This is a genomic window from Jannaschia maritima (genome assembly GCF_030973515.1).
Lineage (GTDB): Bacteria > Pseudomonadota > Alphaproteobacteria > Rhodobacterales > Rhodobacteraceae > Jannaschia > Jannaschia maritima.
On the sequence record NZ_JARGZA010000013.1, the window covers coordinates 62,971 to 80,790 of the forward strand.

The 17,820-nt window shown below is 69.5% G+C and carries 20 protein-coding genes; 6 read left to right on the forward strand and 14 right to left on the reverse strand.

Features of this window, described 5'->3' with window-relative positions; genetic code table 11:
• The first annotated feature begins 43 nt into the window (after positions 1-43).
• The 3 genes from P0084_RS13300 to P0084_RS13310 are packed head-to-tail and all read left to right on the forward strand — an operon-like array spanning position 44 to position 2,319.
• A complete protein-coding gene (locus P0084_RS13300) occupies positions 44-973 on the forward strand; it encodes an XdhC family protein (protein ID WP_308917350.1) in 930 nt (309 codons plus the stop codon).
• 50 nt (positions 974-1,023) lie between these two features.
• On the forward strand, positions 1,024-1,506 hold the full coding sequence (locus tag P0084_RS13305) for a (2Fe-2S)-binding protein (protein WP_308917351.1): 483 nt from the start codon (positions 1,024-1,026) through the stop codon (positions 1,504-1,506).
• 3 nt (positions 1,507-1,509) lie between these two features.
• A complete protein-coding gene (locus P0084_RS13310) occupies positions 1,510-2,319 on the forward strand; it encodes an FAD binding domain-containing protein (protein WP_308917352.1) in 810 nt (269 codons plus the stop codon).
• Between the two features lie 305 nt (positions 2,320-2,624).
• On the opposite strand, the gene infC is transcribed toward P0084_RS13310, so the two are convergent.
• Complete coding sequence (infC, locus tag P0084_RS13315; protein ID WP_308917353.1) at positions 2,625-3,140, reverse strand: translation initiation factor IF-3; 516 nt, start codon at positions 3,138-3,140, stop codon at positions 2,625-2,627.
• A 186-nt stretch (positions 3,141-3,326) separates the two neighbouring features.
• Here infC and P0084_RS13320 point away from each other — a divergent pair, with 186 nt between their 5' ends.
• Positions 3,327-3,671, forward strand: coding sequence for a hypothetical protein (locus P0084_RS13320; protein WP_308917354.1), 345 nt, complete (start codon positions 3,327-3,329; stop codon positions 3,669-3,671).
• Positions 3,672-3,815: 144 nt separating this feature from the next.
• On the opposite strand, the gene P0084_RS13325 is transcribed toward P0084_RS13320, so the two are convergent.
• Genes P0084_RS13325 through cysG form a run of 6 tightly spaced genes read right to left on the reverse strand, consistent with a single transcriptional unit; the run spans position 3,816 to position 9,201 of the window.
• Entirely contained in the window at positions 3,816-4,646 is an 831-nt protein-coding gene (locus tag P0084_RS13325; RefSeq protein ID WP_308917355.1) for a ferredoxin--NADP reductase, read from the reverse strand.
• 60 nt (positions 4,647-4,706) lie between these two features.
• Positions 4,707-5,114: a DUF934 domain-containing protein gene (locus P0084_RS13330; protein ID WP_308917356.1), complete on the reverse strand. Its 408-nt coding sequence runs from the start codon at positions 5,112-5,114 to the stop codon at positions 4,707-4,709.
• 4 nt (positions 5,115-5,118) lie between these two features.
• Positions 5,119-5,856, reverse strand: coding sequence for a phosphoadenylyl-sulfate reductase (locus tag P0084_RS13335; RefSeq protein WP_308917357.1), 738 nt, complete (start codon positions 5,854-5,856; stop codon positions 5,119-5,121).
• Positions 5,846-7,495 (reverse strand): nitrite/sulfite reductase, encoded by a 1,650-nt coding sequence (locus tag P0084_RS13340; RefSeq protein WP_308917358.1) that lies wholly within the window; start codon positions 7,493-7,495, stop codon positions 5,846-5,848. The genes P0084_RS13335 and P0084_RS13340 overlap by 11 nt, the downstream gene beginning before the upstream one ends.
• Positions 7,496-7,498: 3 nt before the next feature.
• Positions 7,499-7,822, reverse strand: a complete 324-nt coding sequence (locus tag P0084_RS13345) for a DUF2849 domain-containing protein (protein ID WP_308917359.1) — start codon at positions 7,820-7,822, stop codon at positions 7,499-7,501.
• Positions 7,819-9,201, reverse strand: coding sequence for a siroheme synthase CysG (cysG, locus tag P0084_RS13350; protein ID WP_308917360.1), 1,383 nt, complete (start codon positions 9,199-9,201; stop codon positions 7,819-7,821). Before cysG ends, P0084_RS13345 begins: the two co-directional genes overlap by 4 nt.
• A 121-nt stretch (positions 9,202-9,322) precedes the next feature.
• Here cysG and P0084_RS13355 point away from each other — a divergent pair, with 121 nt between their 5' ends.
• Positions 9,323-9,802: an Lrp/AsnC family transcriptional regulator gene (locus P0084_RS13355; protein ID WP_308917361.1), complete on the forward strand. Its 480-nt coding sequence runs from the start codon at positions 9,323-9,325 to the stop codon at positions 9,800-9,802.
• Between the two features lie 551 nt (positions 9,803-10,353).
• Here P0084_RS13355 and P0084_RS13360 read toward each other — a convergent pair.
• The 7 genes from P0084_RS13360 to P0084_RS13390 all read right to left on the reverse strand — a co-directional run bounded on the left by P0084_RS13360 (position 10,354) and on the right by P0084_RS13390 (position 16,851).
• Entirely contained in the window at positions 10,354-10,929 is a 576-nt protein-coding gene (locus tag P0084_RS13360; RefSeq protein ID WP_308917362.1) for a DUF6151 family protein, read from the reverse strand.
• A 171-nt stretch (positions 10,930-11,100) separates the two neighbouring features.
• Entirely contained in the window at positions 11,101-11,529 is a 429-nt protein-coding gene (locus P0084_RS13365) for a GlcG/HbpS family heme-binding protein (RefSeq protein ID WP_308917363.1), read from the reverse strand.
• Complete coding sequence (locus P0084_RS13370) at positions 11,526-12,392, reverse strand: GIY-YIG nuclease family protein (RefSeq protein ID WP_308917364.1); 867 nt, start codon at positions 12,390-12,392, stop codon at positions 11,526-11,528. The genes P0084_RS13365 and P0084_RS13370 overlap by 4 nt, the downstream gene beginning before the upstream one ends.
• Positions 12,389-12,835: a methyltransferase family protein gene (locus P0084_RS13375; RefSeq protein ID WP_308917365.1), complete on the reverse strand. Its 447-nt coding sequence runs from the start codon at positions 12,833-12,835 to the stop codon at positions 12,389-12,391. Before P0084_RS13375 ends, P0084_RS13370 begins: the two co-directional genes overlap by 4 nt.
• A gap of 124 nt (positions 12,836-12,959) precedes the next feature.
• Positions 12,960-15,113, reverse strand: coding sequence for a malate synthase G (locus P0084_RS13380; protein WP_308917366.1), 2,154 nt, complete (start codon positions 15,111-15,113; stop codon positions 12,960-12,962).
• Between the two features lie 71 nt (positions 15,114-15,184).
• Entirely contained in the window at positions 15,185-15,337 is a 153-nt protein-coding gene (locus P0084_RS13385; protein WP_308917389.1) for a DUF2256 domain-containing protein, read from the reverse strand.
• Between the two features lie 2 nt (positions 15,338-15,339).
• A complete protein-coding gene (locus P0084_RS13390; RefSeq protein ID WP_308917367.1) occupies positions 15,340-16,851 on the reverse strand; it encodes an FAD-binding domain-containing protein in 1,512 nt (503 codons plus the stop codon).
• Between the two features lie 152 nt (positions 16,852-17,003).
• On the opposite strand from P0084_RS13390, the gene P0084_RS13395 reads away from it, so the two are divergent.
• Positions 17,004-17,777, forward strand: a complete 774-nt coding sequence (locus tag P0084_RS13395; RefSeq protein WP_308917368.1) for a gamma-glutamyl-gamma-aminobutyrate hydrolase family protein — start codon at positions 17,004-17,006, stop codon at positions 17,775-17,777.
• Positions 17,778-17,820 lie beyond the last annotated feature (43 nt).

Here is a 17,820-nt window from a genome sequence, read left to right on the forward strand (position 1 = left end):
CGGTGCGTTCGCGACGGACCCTCCGCGATCGCGGTCCCACCCCATGACCGACGATCCCATTGATGCTGCCCTGACCTTGCATCGCGGTGGACGATCGGGGGCATTGGCGACCGTCGTCCGGACCTGGGGCAGCGCGCCTCGGCCTGTGGGCTCCATGATGGCGGTGACGGGGCAGGGGGACATGGTCGGCTCCGTTTCCGGCGGATGCGTCGAGGGGGCGGTGGTCGCGGAGGCCGCTGCCCTGGCCGAGGGGGGCGGAACGCACCGGACGCTGACCTATGGCGTGGCCGACGCGGACGCGTTCGCCGTGGGCCTCGCATGTGGCGGCACCATCGAGATCCTCCTGCAGGCGGTGGACGACGACCTCGCGGGCGTGCTGGATCAGGTGCAGGCGGCGCGCGGCCAACGGCGGTTCGTGGCGATGGCGACCGACCTGGGAACCGGTGCCGCCGCGCTGGCGGATGCCGATGCCGCCCCGGATGATGGGACGTTCGTCGCGACGTTCCCCCCGCCGCTCCGGTTGGCCGTCGTCGGCGGCGTCCACATCGCGCAGGCCCTCGTCCCCATGGCGCGGCTCGCGGGCTATGCGGTCTCGGTGCTGGATCCGCGCACGGCCTTCGCCTCCCCCGCGCGGTTCCCGGATACCGATCTGATCCACGACTGGCCCGACGAAGCGATGGCCGCCTTCGCACCAGACGCACGATCCGCGATCGTGACGTTGACCCACGATCCGAAGCTGGACGATCCCGCCTTGGCCGCGGCGCTGCCGACGCAGGCGTTCTATGTCGGGGCGCTGGGCTCGACCCGGACGCATGCCAAGCGGGTCGAACGGCTGCGGGCACTAGGGGTCGGGGCCGACGCCATCGCCCGCCTGGATGCACCCGTCGGGCTGGACATCGGAGCGAAGACACCGGCCGAGATCGCCGTCGCTACCTTGGCCGCCATGACGCGGGCGCTGCGGATGCCGCGGTGACACCGCGGCGGGCGCGTGCTTAGCTGGACGCTCACACCCGGAGGACGTGCATGATCGACACCACCCTGGTCGTCAACGGAACCGAGCGGACCGTTCCCACGGAGGCGCGGACCCTGCTGGTCGACGCCCTGCGCGAGGGGATGGGCCTGACGGGAACCCATGTGGGGTGCGACACGTCGCAATGCGGTGCCTGCCTGGTCCATCTGGACGGTGCGCCGGTGAAGGCCTGTACCATCCTCGCGCGGGAATGCGAAGGGGCGGCGATCACGACCATAGAGGGCGTGGCCGATCCGGACGGGACGCTGTCATCCGTGCAGCAGGCGTTCCAGGATCACCATGGCCTGCAATGCGGGTTCTGCACGCCCGGCATGATCATGGCGGCCATCGCGCTCCTGCGCGACGTGCCCCGCCCGACCGAGGCGCAGGTCCGTCATTACTTCGAGGGGAACATCTGCCGGTGCACGGGCTACCACAACATCGTCAAGGCGGTGATGGCGGCCAGCGGGCAGGTCGTCGAACCGGTGGGGGCCTAACGCGTGTACGACTTCGATCTGCAACGCCCGAAGGACTTGGACGCGGCGATCGCCGCCCTGGCGGACGAAGGGGCGCAGCCCTTGTCCGGCGGTCAGACCCTGTTGCCCACGATGAAGGCCAGGCTGGCCGCGCCCGAACGCCTGGTGTCCCTGATGGGGATCGACGCCCTCCGCCAGGTCCGCCGTGATGGCGACGTCGTCCGCATCGGGGGGGCCGCCACGCATGGCCGCATCGCGGATGCCCTGGCCGACCTGCTGCCCGGTCTTGCGGACCTGTCCGCGCGCATCGGCGATCCGGCGGTCCGCACGCGCGGCACGATCGGGGGAAGCGTCGCGAACAACGATCCCGCCGCGTGCTGGCCTGCGGGCCTGCTGGCCTGCGACGCCACGATCGTGACAGCAGGACCCGACGGAACGACGGAGCATGCGGCGGATGCGTTCTTCAAGGGCATGTTCGAGACCGCGCTCGAACCCGGCCACATCGTCAGCGAAGTCCAGGTCCCCCTGGGCCAGGCGGTCCGATACGAGAAGATGATCCAGCCGGCGTCGCGGTTCGCGCTGACCGCCGTGTGCGTCGCGCGGCGGGACGGGACGGTCCGGGTCGCGGTCACGGGGGCGGGGGGGGACGGCGTGTTCCGGTGGACGGCGGCGGAGGACGTGCTGACGGATCGGTTCGACGCGGCAGCCCTCGAGGACGCGTCCGTTCCGGCGGCGGACGCGCTGCTGTCGGACATCCATGGGTCTGGGGCCTATCGGGCCGATCTCGTCGCCGTCCTGACCCGCCGCGCCGTCGCGGCCCTCGCGAAGGATTAGATCGCCCCGGGATAGGGCGTGAAGTTTTCGATCCGGCCGGGGAACCATACGGTCGGGGCGCTGTTGGGGACGTGACGAAGCGGCGACGCACCGAAGTCACCCCGTTCCCCCCTCCCTCAGGGGACTTCGGCGGCCGCATCGGACGAACATGGATCGGCTTCCCCCCTCCGCCTTGATCCGTGTCACGATCAGGGCGCGTGTTCCCCCGGAACATGCGCCCTTTTCCATTCCGTGGAGACATCGATCAGCGTCGGCCTACGAAGAAGGGCGCCCGAAGGCGCCCCGACGTCGATCCCGGTGGGTCGTCAGCGCTGCGACGGTCCGATCATCATCACCATCTGCCGGCCTTCCATCTTCGGGAAGTTCTCGACCTTGCCGATCTCCTTGGTGTCTTCGGCCACCCGTTCCAGCAACTCGCGGCCAAGGTTCTGATGCGCCATCTCGCGGCCGCGGAAGCGCAGTGTGACCTTCACCTTGTCGCCGCCCTCCAGGAACTTGAAGACATTGCGCATCTTGACGTCGTAGTCGTGCGTGTCGGTGTTGGGGCGGAACTTCACCTCCTTCACCTCGATCGTCTTCTGGTTCTTGCGCGCTTCGGCCTCGCGCTTCTGCTGCTCGTACTTGAACTTGCCCAGATCCATGATCTTGCAGACGGGCGGGTTCGCGTTGGGCGAGATCTCGACCAGGTCCAGGCTAGCATCCTCTGCCAGACCACGGGCGCGGGAGGGGCTCATGACGCCCAGGTTCTCGCCTTCGGCACCGATCAGCCGTATCTCGGTGGCACGGATCTTGTCGTTGGCGCGGGGGCCGGTGTCGCGCACGGGCGGCGCGTGATGGGGTCTGCGGGCGATGGTCGTCGCTCCCTGTGTGGTTCACGGACAGGTCGGCAAGGTAACGTCCGCGGGCACGGGCTTCAAGCGCAAGCGTCGTGGAACCCCCGGGGGGGCCGGGCATTAATCCACGAAGGCAGGCCGCACGGCCCCGCCATCCGTTGCAGGAGCCTGTTCATGTCCCGAGCCGTCATCGTCGGTTTGACCGTAATCGTCGTCGCCGTCCTGGCGTTCCTGGCGATCTCCACCTTCCAGGCGGGGGAGGAGTTGCCGGACGCGCAGGCGTCCGACGCGCTGGGCACGACGCCCGATGGCGAGGTCGTGGTGTCCACCGACGGCGACACCCCCAATACCAATGTCGAGGAGGCCGCCGAAAGCGAGGCTTTGACCGATCCGGAAAGCCCCGTGGGCGCGGACCTGACGGTCGACACGGAGATACCGGCCGAAGCGACCGATGCCGAAGCAGAGCCGATCACCGGCCCGTCGGCCGTGGAGGAGGGCGAGGAGCCGATCAACCGATAGGGCCCATCCACGAGCCGTATATCGCAAACGAAACGTCATCCTTCGGTCTGGTCGAAAACGCCGAGCCTCGGTGGTCTGCAAGTTGATCGAGGTCCCCGGGGCAAGCCCGGGGTAGACGGCGGGAGGGGATCGCGACGAACGTCGTCAGCCCACGAACGCCTTCTCGACGACGTAATGCTTGGGGTCGCTGTTCGCGCCCTCCCGAAGGCCGAAACCCTCGAGGATCTCCTTCAGGTCGGTGTTCAGCCCCATCGACCCGCAGACCATCGCCCGGTCCGTATCCGCGCGGATCGCATCGACACCTAGGTCGCGCAGGACGGTCCCATCGCGCAGCAGATCGGTGATGCGCCCCATCTTGGGTGACGCCTCGCGCGTCGTAGTCGGGTAATAGGTCAGCTTCGCCAAGGCATCCTCGCCCAGTAGCTCCACCATCAACTCGTCCGTCTTGAACGATGCGATGAGCTGCCGTCCGTATTCCAGTTCCGCCACGTCGCGGCAGGTGTGGGTGACGATGACGCGGTCGAAGCGTTCATAGGTTTCCGGGTCGCGCAGCAGGGACGCGAAGGGGGCGAAGCCCGTGCCGGTGGCGAAGAACCACAACCGGTCGCCCGGCAGCAACGCATCGTGGACTAGGGTGCCCACGGGCTTGGGCCGCAGGATGATCTGATCGCCCGGCTGGATATGTTGCAGGCGCGACGTCAGTGGACCGTCGGGCACCTTGATGGAATAGAATTCCAGCTCTTCGTCCCAGGATGGGGACGCGATGGAATAAGCCCGCAGCAGCGGCTTCTGGCGTCCCGTTCTAGGATCTGGATCGCCCATCAGGCCGATCATCACGAACTCGCCGGACCGGAAGCGCAGGGACGCGGGCCGCGTGACGCGGAAGCTGAACAGGCGGTCGGTCCAGTGGGTCACGGACGTCACGGTCTGGGCGTCGGGCAAGGCGGGCGTCGCCGCGCGGGGGGCGGTGGTCATCTGGTTCATGTCGGATGTTACGGCTGTCGCCGCACCTCTAAGGTCTCGGGGTGATGGGGTCTAGCCGCGCAGGCGCGACTGGTAGTCGTGGGCCCGCCAGTCGGCGCGGGCCGACCACTGACCTTCCGGCTGTCGGGCCGCCAGGGCGTCGTCGATCTCGACCTCGTCGAAGCCCATGCGGCGGGCCATGGCGTACTGATCGGCCAGGACGTGTCCTGCCGCGCGCAACCGGCCCCGGTAGCCGGCCCGGCGCAGGATGCCCGCGACCGTGAAGCCCCGTCCGTCCGCGAAGGACGGAAAGGTCACGCGAACCGCCGTCACGTCCGACAGCCGTTCCAGCAACGGGGCTAGATCCGCGTCGGGCGGCACGTCCACGGCGAACGGGCCGTTGGCTGGCATGTCGTCCAGCGCCATGAAGCCTGTGTTCAGATCCTCGGGCCCGAAGCCCGCATCGGTCACGATGGGCATGGCGTCAGGCCCCTCCGGTCGCGGGCCAGATTCGGGCACCGTCGAAATGAATGCCGCATTCGGCCTTGTCGCTGTCCCGCCAGCGGCCCGCGCGTGGTTCCTCGCCCGGCAGGGTGGCGGTCGTGCATGGCGCGCACCCGACCGACGCGAAGCCCTTCGCGACGAGCGGATGCCGGGGCAGGTCGTGCGCGTCCATGTGCGCCGCCAGATCGGTGCCGGTCCAGCCGGCCAGAGGGTTGATCTTGATATGACCGCCCGCCGCCTCGAACACGGGAAGGGCCGCGCGGTCGCCTCCGTGGATGCGCTTACGCCCCGTGATCCAGGCGTCGAAGCCAAGCAGCGCCAAGTCGAGCGGCTTGACCTTGCGGATCGCGCAGCAGGCCGTCGGGTGCGCATCGTGCAGATCGCCGTTCGGGTCGTGGACGAACAGGTCCGCCGGGTCGGGGCGGATGACGCGGATGTCGGTCAGGCCCAGCCGGTCCGCGACCCGGCGCTGATAGGCCAGCGTTTCGGGGAACAGCATTTCCGTGTCCAGGAACAGGACGGGCCGGGACGGGTCGATCCGCGACAGCAGGTGCAGCAGTACCACGGAATCGGCGCCGAAGGACGACACCATCGCGACCTTGCTCAGATCCGCGCCGCGCAGTGCATAATCCAAGATACGCTCCGCCGTCGCATCGGCCAATCGCGCGTTCAGCTGCGCCGCGCGAGCGGACAGCAGGGCATGGGCATCAAGCGGCATCGGCGGCCTCCTGCGGATAAAGGGCGGCCTTGAACGGCGCCACGCCCAGGCGGTGATAGGTCCCGAGGAAGGTCTCGTCCGCGTTCGCGCGAAGGTCCAGATAAGCCAGGATCAGGCGTTCCACGGCGGGCACGATCCCGTCATAGGCGAAGCCGGGACCGGCGCGTTCGCCCACGGCCATGGTTTCCGTCCCGTCGCCGCCCAACGTGATCTGATAATTCTCGACGCCTGCGCGATCCAGGCCCAGGATGCCGATATGGCCGACATGGTGATGCCCGCAGGCGTTGATGCAGCCGGATATCTTGATCTTCAGGTGGCCCACGTCATGCTCGATCTTCAACTCGTCCAGTCGCGTGGCGATCCCCTGGGCCACGGGGATGCTGCGTGCCGTCGCCAGCGCGCAGTAATCCATGCCTGGGCAGGCGATGATGTCGGATGCCAGACCGACGTTCGCCGTTCCCAAACCCGCGCCCGCGAGGGCGGCGTGCAAGGCGGGCAGGGCGTCGCGGGGGACGTGGGGAAGAATGACGTTCTGTTCGTGGCTGATCCGAAGCTCGCCATAGGCGTGGGCATCGGCAAGGTCCGCCATCAGGCGCATCTGATCCGCACTGGCATCGCCCGGCGTCTCGCCGTGCTTCTTCAGCGATATCGTGACGATTGCATGGTCGGATCGCTTGTGATCCGCCACGTTCGTGCGGATCCAGGCTGCCAGCGCATCGTCCAGCACGGGCGCGGGGTCCGCGGCGCGGAAGGCGGGCGGAGCGAACTGCGCCTCGATCCCGGCCAGCATCGCCTGATCCACGCCGGTGAAGGCGGGGCGGATCTCGGCGAAGCGCTCCTCCACTGCCGCGGCGAACTGGTCCAGCCCGTTCTCGTAGACGGTGATCTTGATGCGTGCCTTGTACTTGTTGTCACGCCGGCCCATCCGATTGTAGACGCTGACGATCGCCTCCGCGTACGGCAGCAGGTCGGCCTTCGGCAGGAAGGCGCGGATCGTCTTGCCGATCATCGGCGTGCGGCCCAGGCCGCCACCGACGATGACCTCGAACCCCTGCTCGCCGTCGCGTTCCGTCATCACCAGCCCGATGTCGTGCGCGCGGGTCACGGCGCGGTCGTTGGGTGACCCGGTGACGGCGATCTTGAACTTGCGGGGCAGGAACTGGAACTCCGGGTGGTCGGTGGACCATTGACGCAGCAGCTCCGCCACGGGACGGGGATCCGCGATCTCGTCGGCCGCGGCGCCCGCGAAATGGTCGGCGGTGACGTTGCGGATCGTGTTGCCCGACGTCTGGATGGCATGCAGGCCGACGGTCTCCAGGTGGTCCAGCATGTCGGGGATGTCCGCGAGGCGGGGCCAGTTGTACTGGATGTTCTGGCGCGTGGTGAAGTGGCCGTAGCCCTTGTCCCAGCGTTCCGCCAGATCGGCCAGCGCCCGCATCTGCATCGAAGACAGCGTGCCATAGGGGATGGCGACGCGCAGCATATAGGCGTGCAGTTGCAGGTAGACGCCGTTCATCAGGCGCAGAGGCTTGAACTCGTCCTCGGTTAGGGATCCGTCCAGGCGGCGTTCGACCTGGGCGCGGAACTGCGCGTTGCGTTCCGCCAGGAAGGCGCGGTCGAAGTCGTTGTAATGATACATGGCTTACACCTCCGGTCCGGGACGTTGGCCGTGGGCCTTCCCGTGGTCGTAGTTGGTGGGCCCGCCCGCGCGGAACGCTTCGCGGAAGTGCTGGGGCCGGGGGCCGTTGGGCGTGTCGATGACGTCGGCGAGATAGACGCCGACCACGGTGCCGGTTTGGGCGGAGGCGTCGATCAGGCGGGCCTCGGCGTCGGCCTCGTCCGTCAGGATCGCGGCTTGTGCCAGGTCGCGGACCCATTCGTCCGCGTCGGATAGATACACGACGTCGCCTTCGATCAGGTGGTTCGCGGTGACGACCTTGGGGGTGAAGGGGCGGCGGCGGCTCATAGCGCGACCTCCTGCGGTTGGCGGACGAACTGCGCTGCGGCGCGGGGGGCCAGGCCGAACAGGATCAGGGCGGGGCCGGCGATCCCGGACAGGGCGTCGGGCAGGTTCGCTAGGGACGCGCTGCGGACTGTCTGATCCGGTCGGCTGGCGTTCTCGACGACCGTGACGGGGGTGTCGCCGTCCGCCCCGTGCATCAGCAGGCGACCTTGCATCCACCGCGCGGCGCGCTTGCCCATGTAGATCGCCGCGATCTCGCCCCGACGGGCCAGGGCGCGCCAGTCGTGTTCGGCGAACCCCTTCATGTCGTGGCCCGTCATAAGGCGTACCGCGCCGTTGCGGCCGCGCTTGGTCAGACTCTGACCCACGGTGGCGACGGCGGCGGAGGCGGCGGTGATGCCGGGCACGACCGACCAGCCGATGCCGGCCTCGTCCAGCGCCTCCACCTCCTCGTCCAGGCGGCCGAAGACCGTCGGGTCGCCGGATTTCAGGCGCACGACGTAGGACCCTTGAGTGGCGTGGCGGATCATCAATTCGTTGATGGTTTGTTGATCCGTGGCGGCACCGAAGCCTTCCTTGCCGACGTCGATCAGCAGCGCCTCGCGCCGGGCCAATTCAAGAACATCGTTCGTCACGAGGCGGTCGTGGATGACGACGTCGGCCCGGTCGAGCGCCTTGCGTGCCTTCAAGGTCAGCAGTTCGGGATCGCCCGGACCGGCGCCCACCAGATCGACATGCCCAGGAGCGTCGCGTGCGATCAGGTGTTCGTCCAGCAGGTCCCGCAACGCGTCAACCGGGTCCACCCCGTCCGCGACGGCGCGGGGGCCGGTGGTGGTGTAGTAGTCGGACCAGAAGGCGCGGCGGGGGGCGCCGCGGGCCAGGGTTTCAACCCTTTTTCGGAACGTCTTCCCGGCGCGGGCCAGCAGGCCGGTCACGGGGGACAGGCGGGCTTCCAGGTCGGCCTTGATCGAACGGGCCAGCACGGGGGCCGCGCCCTCGGTGCCGATGGCCACGACGACGGGGTCGCGGTCCACGATGGCGGGGGTGATGAACTGGCTGTTGGCGAGGTCGTCCACCACGTTGACCAGTGCGCCGTCGGCGGCGGCCATGCGCAGCGCGGCGGCGTCCTCGTCCGCGTCCTCGTGCGCGGCATAGGCGATGGGGCAGCACAGGGCGTCGCCGGGGGCCTGTTCGCGGCGGTGTAGGGTCAGGCGCCCCTCGTCCGCCCACCGCACGATCCGCGGGTCGGGATCGGGCGTCACGACGTTGACGTGGCTGGTCGTCTTCAACAGCAGGCGCAGCTTGGCGACGGCGGCCTCCGTCCCGCCGAAGACGACCGTGCGCCGACCTTCGAGGGCGAGGAAGATGGGATAGTGGTTCATGTCGTGCGCTCCGCCGTCGTTCCCTTGCTACATAGAACATCGTCCCATTGCGTTGCATCCCAGGCCGAGTAACAAGGACGTCGGGGTCGCGTGGGGGCCCTATGGCAGGAAAGGGTTCCCCTTGACGGAAGAGAGTGGGAAGGCTGTGCGGATCGATGCGCTGGACCGGAAGATCCTACGCGTGCTGCAGCGGGATTCGGGGCTGTCGCTGGACGCCATTGCCGCGGAGGTCGGATCGTCCAAGACGCCCGTGTGGAACCGGATCCGCAAGATGCGCGGGGCAAGCGTGATCGGCCCGCCGACGGTGATCGTGGACCCCGTCGCCATGGGCTTGGAGGCGTGCTTCTTCGTTCTGATCCGCACGTCCGAGCACGAGGCCGAATGGCAGCGCAAGTTCCTGCAGACGCTGAAGGATCGCCCGGAGGTGCAGGAAGCGCACCGCCTGGCCGGTGAGATCGACTACATCCTGAAGGTGCGGGTGGCGAATGCCCGGGCCTACGACGACTTCTATCAGGCGATGATCGCGGAGGTGCGGGTGTTCAACGTCACCGCCCTGCTGTCGATGGAGGAGATCAAGGCGGAGACCGCGATCCCGGTCTGACCCCCGCCGCTGGGCGATTCGGACAGGGCAGAGCGCGCGGAACGTGGTCCTTTTCTCGTGCCGGGAGGTGCTGTGCACCCCCCGTACACCCCCTGTACACCCCCCGTACATACGCAGAGGCACCATTCCTGGTTGAGGTGGCGGTATGCAGAACCGTTCCGGACAGGGGGTGGTGTTCGGCGGTCCACCAAGGTGGACCGCGCTGCGGACCTCGGATCGATCCACTGGATCGACCCGTCCCTGCGGGACCGGCCCTTCGCCCCCCTGTACACCCCCCGCACATGCGCGAGGTCGCCGTTTTGGAGTCGACGTGGTGGCCTGCAGAACCGTTCCGACACAGGGGGTGGTACCCGGCGATCCGCTCGGGCGGACCGCGCTTCGGCGTCCGTGTAACCCCACCCCGGCCCTTCCCCAGAGAGGGGAGGGGGTTCGGTGGCGGCAGGTGGTGGGGTCGGCGGACATGCGCTGCGGGTTCGTGGCGCATCGTCGTCTTGCCGGGGGCGGGTACGGATGGTGCCTTTGTCGGGGGAGGGTGCAGCGCAGGACCCAGTTCAGGCCTTCACTCCCATCAGGGCGGCGGCGCGCTGTTCGCGTGTCAGGACGTGGGGCGGGACCGCGGGGGCGCCGTCGTCCGCGAAGAAGGGGGTGTCGCGCCACGACCCCGACAGGTTGCCCGAAAGCATCCGGGGCACCATGCGCCCGACCATCCGGGCCGCGCCCTTGTGGCGGGTGCCGCCCTTGCCGTCGGGGACGTACCCTTCCGCCTGGACCCGTCCCGGATCGTCATCGTCGGACAGGACGTCGGCGTTGACGCCGACATGCACCAGCCGGGCCTTCAGGGGCGTGTAGAACAAGGGCGTATCGCAACAGGTCGCGTACCAGCGCAGCGCACCACGGGGCGAATGGCGGAAGACGCGCAGGTTCTCGCCCCCCCGGTCGATGGAGACCCTGTCCTGTGAGGTCTGCAGGATGCCGACCGCGTCCGGATCCGCATGCCCCAGATGCGTATAGGCCGCGCGGCAATCGCGGCAATGGCAGCGGATATGCGTGAAGGCCGACGGCTCCATGTCGCGCAGCGTGCCCGCCAGCGCCCCGCAGCGGCAGGCGAAGTGCATGTCCCGTGCCATGGCGGCGTCCTCCCGGTGCCGTGGTCGTGGTCGAAAGCTAGCGCCGGGGCGCGGGGGAGGGAAGTGGGTGGCGCCGGGTCGCGACCCGTCGGTGTGGGGCGTGCCTCCACGGGGGGCACGCCCCACACCGGCCCTCCGCCCTGGGGTCGGCGGGCGTGGCGGTGGTCGGGGTCAGGCGATGCCGGTCAGGCCCGCGGCCTCGACGCCGGCCAGGCCCGCCTCGGCGTCGTTGTCGGAAGTGTCGCCGGTCACGCCAACGGCGCCCACCGTCGCGCCGTCGGCGTCGCGGACCAGGATGCCGCCCGGGACGGGGACAACCTGACCGCCGAAGACCCCGTTCACGGCGGCCATGAAATAGGCCTGCCCCTCCGCCCGCTCCATCTGCGCGGAGCCGGGCATGCCCAGCATCACCGCGCCGAACGCCTTGCCCTGCGCGATGGCGAACCGCCCCGGCGCGGCGCCGTCCTCCCGCTCGAAGGCGATCACGTGGCCGCCCGCGTCGAGCACGACGACGGAAAGCGGCTTGAGCCCCATCTCGCGCCCCTTCGTGCGGGTCGCGTCGATGATCGTGCGGGCGTGGTCGAGGGTGAAGTCGGTCATTGAGGAATCCCTTCCCGTTGGAGTCGCAGCAGTTCCTGTACCGCGTTGTGGTTGTGGTGGCGGGCGTGCAGGGATCTCGCCCCGGCGTCGCGCATTCCCAGAAGCCTGTCGTACCAATAGGCGATCAAGCCGCGGCGCATCATCGGCAGATCGAAGATTTCGTACGAGTCCGTCAGGGTCGCGTGCCACCGCAGGCAAAGTCCGCGTGGCGAGCGCGATGCATAGATCGTCGTGCGGTCCATCCCTCCCCCGTGACGTTCGAACCAGCCACGCACATCCCCTTCGTTCCAAACGAGTTCGTCCACGAACAGCATCGTCTCGCATCGCCCGTCCGCGTCCGGAACCTTAGCGAAGGCGACCTCGTGCGTTCCCACGTTCAAGGTGAACAATCGCCCGCCGGATCGCCCCCGCGTGGGCGTCGAGGTGAACACCGACAAGGTCCAGGCTTCCTGCAGGTCGAGGAATTGCGACAGACCCGTTTCGCGGAAGAGGCGCAGGAGATAGCGGGCCAGGTCCCCCTCCCACCGAAGGCGGCCGACGACGTCGCCCTTCACCAGATCGGCGGCCGAGACCGCAATCAGCGTTTCCCTGGCCCGATCGACCGGAACGTCGAACAGCTCCCGCGCGGGGCCGAACGTGGTCCGGCATCCGTCATAGTGGCGGTGCAGGGTGGCCTCGGTCTCGTACATGTCGATCACGTGGCGATAATCGACGACCTCCCACGGCCCCAACTGCCCATAGACGGCGTCGTTCGTCAGTTCCTTCGCCCGGAAGTGCGGCGCCCGCTCGCTTCGACCGATCTTCGACCACGTCACCGACGGCGAGCGCATGACGTAGACGAAGCCCTTGCGATCCGCCGTCACCACCGCCGCGTCCCTGCGATATAGGCGTCCGCTTCCGCCCCGAACGCCGCGCGCAGGGCGCGTTCTTCCGGAATGGCGAAGCGACGGGTGATGACGATGGGGAACAGGGCCGTGACCATCACCGCGGACAGGGCACCGCCGTTCAGGGCGGTGCCCAGGAGGATGACGGTCAGCGCCGTATAGATGGGGTTGCGGTTCAGGCGGTACGGGCCTTCGACGATCAGGGCGCGGGGCGCGTGATGCGGCTCGATCGGGGTGCGCTTGCGGAAGAACCACAGGGCGGCCCATCCGATGACCGCGAGGCCGAGGACGACGAGCGCGAAGCCCAGGAGGCGCGCATCGAAGCGCCAAAGGGGCAGCCATGCGGCGAGGGCCTTCTGCAGGAGCCATACACCCAACGCCCAGACGGGGGGCAGGTCGGGGAAGCCCTTCAGGTGGGACATGGATGGCGGATGGTGTCAGGGAGTCCAGGCAGACGGGTCGGCGCGACGACGGCGCGCGATCGCGGGGACCCGTTCGGCTCGGCCGTGCGTCGTTCGTCGGGGCCGATAGGTGGGGCGCGGCGGGTCACCCCGCCTTCGCCTCCAACCGGCGGCGGTGCAGGACGGGCTCGGTGTAGCCCGACGGCTGTTCGCGTCCTTCGAACACGAGGTCGCAGGCCGCCTGGAAGGCCGTGCCGTCGTAGGCGGGGGCCATCGGGACATAGGACGGGTCGTCCGCGTTCTGAGCGTCCACCTTCGCGGCCATGCGCTTCATGGCGTCCATCGTAGCGTCGCGGTCGATGATCCCGTGATGCAGCCAGTTCGCCAGCGCCTGCGACGAGATCCGGCAGGTGGCGCGGTCCTCCATCAGGCCGACGTCGTGGATGTCGGGCACCTTGGAGCAGCCCACGCCCGCATCGACCCAGCGCACGACGTAGCCCAGGATGCCCTGGCAGTTGTTCTCCACCTCCGCGGCGACCTGGTCCTCGGACAGGTTGCGGCCCCGCATCACGGGGATGGTCAGGAGGTCGTCCAGCGTGCCGCGCGCACCCTCGGCCGCGATCTCGTCCTGGCGGGCCAGGACGTCGACCGCGTGGTAATGCGTGGCGTGCAGCGTGGCCGCCGTGGGCGAGGGGACCCAGGCGCAGGTGGCGCCCGCCTTCGGGTGGCCGATCTTCTGGTCCAGCATGTCGCCCATCCGGTCGGGCATGGCCCACATGCCCTTGCCGATCTGCGCGCGGCCCTTCAGCCCGCAGACCAGCCCGATATCGACGTTGCGATCCTCGTAGGCCGCGATCCAGGGGGTCGACTTCATCTCGCCCTTGGGCAGCATCGGGCCGGCTTCCATCGAGGTGTGGATCTCGTCCCCCGTGCGGTCGAGGAAGCCCGTGTTGATGAAGGCGACGCGATGCCTAGCGGCGCGGATGCATTCGGCCAAGTTGGCGGAGGTGCGGCGCTCCTCGTCCATGATGCCCAGCTTGACGGTGTGGCGGGGCAGGCGCAGCAACGCCTCCACCCGGTCGAAGATCGCATCCGCGAACGCGACCTCGTCGGGGCCGTGCATCTTCGGCTTGACCACGTAGACGCTGCCCGTCTCGGAGTTGCGGGGGGCCCTGGTCTTGTTGAGGTCGTGCATGGCGCACAGCACGGTCAGAACGGCGTCCATCAACCCTTCGGGCGCGTCCGACCCGTCGGGCAGGCGGATGGCGGGGGTGGTCATCAGGTGGCCCACGTTGCGCACCAGCATCAGCGCGCGGCCCTTCACGGCGACGACGTCGCCCGCGGGGCCGTGGAACTGCATGTCGGGGTTCAGCGTGCGGGTGATCGTCCGGCCGCCCTTGTCCACCGACGCGGACAGGTCGCCCTTCATCAGGCCCAGCCAGTTGCCATAGGCCAGGACCTTGTCCTCCGCGTCGACGCAGGCGACCGAATCCTCGCAGTCCATGATCGCGGAGACCGCGGATTCCAGATAGAGGGCGTCGAGGCCCATTCGGTCGGTGGCGCCGATGCGGCCGTCCGGCGCGAGCACGAGGATGATGCCCAGGCCATTGTGGCGCAAGAGGACGCGGAGGGTCCCGTCGTCCTGGAGGTGGCCGTCGAAGCTGGCCCCCCGGTCCAGGCGCGTGGGCTCCGCGCCGTCGCGATCGGCGTAGAGGTTGGCCCCTTCGACGCGCAGGCCGGTGACGTCGGACCACGACCTGTCCCGCAGGGGCACGGTGCGGTCCAGCCAGTCCTTCGCCCAGGCGATGACGCGCGCACCGCGTTCCGCGTCGTAGCCGCCGCCCGCGGGCGCGTCGCCCAGCGCGTCCGTGCCGTAGAGGGCGTCGAACAGGTTGCCCCAGCGCGCGTTGGCCGCGTTCAGCGCATAGCGCGCGTTCGTGACGGGCACGACCAGTTGCGGGCCGGGGATGGACGCGATCTCCGGGTCGACGCCGTCGGTGTCGATCGAGAACGGCTCGCCCTCCGGGACGAGGTATCCGATGCCGCGCAGGAAGTCGGTGTATTCCGCCATGTCGTGCGGCTTGCCCGCGCGGTCGCGGTGCCAGGCGTCGATTTCGGCCTGCATGTCCGCGCGCACGGCCAGCAGTTCGGCGTTGCGCGGGGCGAGGTCCGTCAGGATCGCGGCGAAGCCCGTCCAGAACGAATCCGTGTCGAGCCCCGTGTCCGGCAGGGCCCGTTCCTCGACGAACTCCACCAGGCGGCCGTCGACCTCCAATCCTGCGCGCGAGATGTGGGTCATGGAGGCCTCTTCGGGTGAATGCGTCAGGGCGGGGACCTAGGGCACGATCCGGCGGGCGTCCACCGGATTGGTCAGTTCTTCTTACCAGTTCGGCGCGCGTCCGACCGGCAGCGGTCGGAGCAGTAGCGGACCTCGTCCCAGACCTTCGCCCACTTCCTGCGCCACGCGAAGGGGCGGCCGCAGGCGGCGCAGTCCTTGTGCGGCAGGTCGCCCTTGCGCCGCATCCTCACAGCCGCAGCTCCCCCTGGTCCGTCGTCCGCGCCTTGCGGCGGCGTCGCGCGATCTGGCGCATCCCGGACTTGCGGCTGCCATGCTTCTCGGCCACCCGGTCGGCCTGTTCGCGGAACCCCGGTCGGCTTCGGAACGCCTGCACCTGTTCGCGCGCGTCCCGCGCCGCGCCCGCCACGTCCACGATGGGGGAGGGATAGCCCGCGGGCGGGGCGGGGGCCTTCCACGGCTCCTGCAGGTATCGGGGGTCGAGGTCGCGCAGCTCCGGCACCCATTTGCGGGTGAAGGCGCCGGTCGGGTCCTGGTCGTGGCCCTGCTTGACGGGGTTGTAGATCCGAAGGGTGTTGATGCCCGTCACGCCCGATTGCATCTGCGACTGGGCATAGTGGATGCCCGGCGCGTAGTCGGTCCAGAGCCGTGCGAGCAGGGGGCCGGAATGGCGCCAGTCGAGCCACAGGTGATAGCTGGCCACGCATTGCACCATTGCGCGCATGCGGAAGTTCAGCCAGCCCGTCGCCCGGGCGAAGCGCATGCAGGCATCCACGAAGGGCAGGCCGGTGGTGCCCTCGAACCAGCGCTCCAGGCGCTCCGCGTCGGGCCGGTCGGGGCGCATCCCCTCGAAGCCCGGGTGGATGCAGCGGCGATCCAGTTCGGGGAAGTCCTCCAGCTTCTGGGTGAAGTGATCGCGCCAGGCCAGGCGGGACTTGAAGGACGCCATGGATTTCGGCCAGCCGGTGCCGGTGCCCTTCGTGTCCGCCAGGCGGGCCATCGCGGCCTGGTGGGCTTCGCGCACAGACAGGGTGCCCCAGGCCAGGTGCGGCGACAGGCGCGAGCAGGCGTCGCGCCCTTCGAGCGGGGTCGACATGGCGGTGCGGTAATCCTCGCCCCGCTCGAACAGGAAGGAACGGAGGCAGCGTTCCCCGTTCGCTCGTCCCCCCGGCTGGCGTTCGGGGCAGGGATCGGGGGGCAGGCGCAGCGCCGCCGCGTCCGGGATGTCGCCGGGTTCGAGGTTCGTGCCGCGCAGGCCGTCCGGGGGCGGGACGAGGGGCCGGCGCATCAGCCGTTCGCGCCGCGCGGCCCAACCGTCGCGGGACGCCAGGCGGCGCACCACGCCGCTGTCCACGTGCTCCGTCCAGGCGATCCCGTGGGACGCGCACCATTCCACTACGCGCTTGTCGCGGTCCCAGGACCACAGGAGGCCCGTTTCCTCGTGGCTGACCAGGCGGGCGACGGGGACCCGCGCGCGGATCGCTTCGAGGACCGCGACCGCCTCGCCGTGGCGGACGAGGAGAGGGGCGCCGAGGCGGCCCAGATCGGCGCGCAATTCGCGCAGGGATTCGGCGACGAAGGCCCATTGGCGCCCGCTGGCATCCGGGTGGGACCACATCTCCGGCTCCGCGACGTAGAGGGGGACGAGGGGGCCGCCGCCCGCCGCCGCGTCCGCCAGGGCGGGGTGGTCGCGGACGCGCAGGTCGCGCTTGAACCAGAGGATCGTCGCGGGTCGGGGCATGGAACGGCTCGGCGGTTGCTCGGGGGACCAACCCGTCGGGGTGGGGTCGGGGTTCCGGGGGCCTGTGCATCCGCGCAAGGTGGCGCCTGCCCCCGTGCGACTGGGCAGGCGTCGTCGGGTCGGCTATCCCTGGTCCGAACCGGAGGACGGACATGCGCGCACGCGTCGGCATCATCTCGAACCATTACCTCATCAACGACGAGTATCCCGCCCACGCGAACGGGACGATGAACACCGACGCGGTGCATCACGTCTCGGATTGCATGGCGCTGACCTTTCCCGCGGATCCGGCCGTGTCGGTCCTGGACGAGCTGCTGGAAACGTTCGACGGGTTCCTGTTCACGGGCGGGCGTCCCAACGTCCACCCGGAGGAGTACGGCCAGGCCGCCACGGACGCCCATGGCGCGTTCGACCGCGACCGCGACCGCGTGGCCCTGCCGCTGATCCGCGCCGCCGTCGAACGGGGCCAGCCGATCCTTGGCCTGTGCCGGGGCTTCCAGGAGGTGGCGGTCGCGTTCGGGTCCACCCTGCACCCGGAGATCCGCGACCTGCCGGGGCGCAGCAACCACCGGATGCCCCCCGACGGCACCATCCCGGAGAAGTTCGCCCTGCGCCACGACGTCCACCTGACGCCGGACGGTCCCTTCGCGCGGCTGTTCGGGGCCCGCGTGGTGCGCACCAACACCTTGCACGGGCAGGGGATCGACGTGGCGGGCCCGCGCGTCCGCATCGACGGCCGCGCGCCCGACGGCACGGCGGAGGCGATCGCGATCGACGGTGCGCCGGGCTTCGCGCTGGCGGTCCAGTGGCACCCCGAATGGAACGCCGCCGCCGACCCGGTGTCGCGCCCGCTGTTCCGGGCGTTCGGCGATGCCTGTCGTGCGTGGCGGGCCGGGCGGCGGCCGGCGGTGCGCGCCGCGGAATAGCCCCCGCAGGGTTGCATCCCACACCCCCCTCCGTCAGCAGGGG

Excerpts from the sequence above, each read along its gene's own strand:
- P0084_RS13320 (WP_308917354.1), top strand. The coding sequence starts at position 3,327 with ATGTCCCGAGCCGTCATCGTCGGTTTGACCGTAATCGTCGTCGCCGTC.
- P0084_RS13335 (WP_308917357.1), bottom strand. The coding sequence starts at position 5,856 with ATGCCGCTTGATGCCCATGCCCTGCTGTCCGCTCGCGCGGCGCAGCTG.
- P0084_RS13390 (WP_308917367.1), bottom strand. The coding sequence starts at position 16,851 with ATGCCCCGACCCGCGACGATCCTCTGGTTCAAGCGCGACCTGCGCGTC.
- P0084_RS13330 (WP_308917356.1), bottom strand. The coding sequence starts at position 5,114 with ATGCCCATCGTGACCGATGCGGGCTTCGGGCCCGAGGATCTGAACACA.
- P0084_RS13365 (WP_308917363.1), bottom strand. The coding sequence starts at position 11,529 with ATGACCGACTTCACCCTCGACCACGCCCGCACGATCATCGACGCGACC.
- P0084_RS13325 (WP_308917355.1), bottom strand. The coding sequence starts at position 4,646 with ATGACCACCGCCCCCCGCGCGGCGACGCCCGCCTTGCCCGACGCCCAG.
- cysG (WP_308917360.1), bottom strand. The coding sequence starts at position 9,201 with ATGAACCACTATCCCATCTTCCTCGCCCTCGAAGGTCGGCGCACGGTC.
- P0084_RS13395 (WP_308917368.1), top strand. The coding sequence starts at position 17,004 with ATGCGCGCACGCGTCGGCATCATCTCGAACCATTACCTCATCAACGAC.
- P0084_RS13345 (WP_308917359.1), bottom strand. The coding sequence starts at position 7,822 with ATGAGCCGCCGCCGCCCCTTCACCCCCAAGGTCGTCACCGCGAACCAC.
- P0084_RS13375 (WP_308917365.1), bottom strand. The coding sequence starts at position 12,835 with ATGTCCCACCTGAAGGGCTTCCCCGACCTGCCCCCCGTCTGGGCGTTG.
- P0084_RS13385 (WP_308917389.1), bottom strand. The coding sequence starts at position 15,337 with ATGCGGCGCAAGGGCGACCTGCCGCACAAGGACTGCGCCGCCTGCGGC.
- P0084_RS13380 (WP_308917366.1), bottom strand. The coding sequence starts at position 15,113 with ATGACCCACATCTCGCGCGCAGGATTGGAGGTCGACGGCCGCCTGGTG.
- P0084_RS13360 (WP_308917362.1), bottom strand. The coding sequence starts at position 10,929 with ATGGCACGGGACATGCACTTCGCCTGCCGCTGCGGGGCGCTGGCGGGC.
- P0084_RS13305 (WP_308917351.1), top strand. The coding sequence starts at position 1,024 with ATGATCGACACCACCCTGGTCGTCAACGGAACCGAGCGGACCGTTCCC.
- P0084_RS13300 (WP_308917350.1), top strand. The coding sequence starts at position 44 with ATGACCGACGATCCCATTGATGCTGCCCTGACCTTGCATCGCGGTGGA.
- P0084_RS13340 (WP_308917358.1), bottom strand. The coding sequence starts at position 7,495 with ATGTATCATTACAACGACTTCGACCGCGCCTTCCTGGCGGAACGCAAC.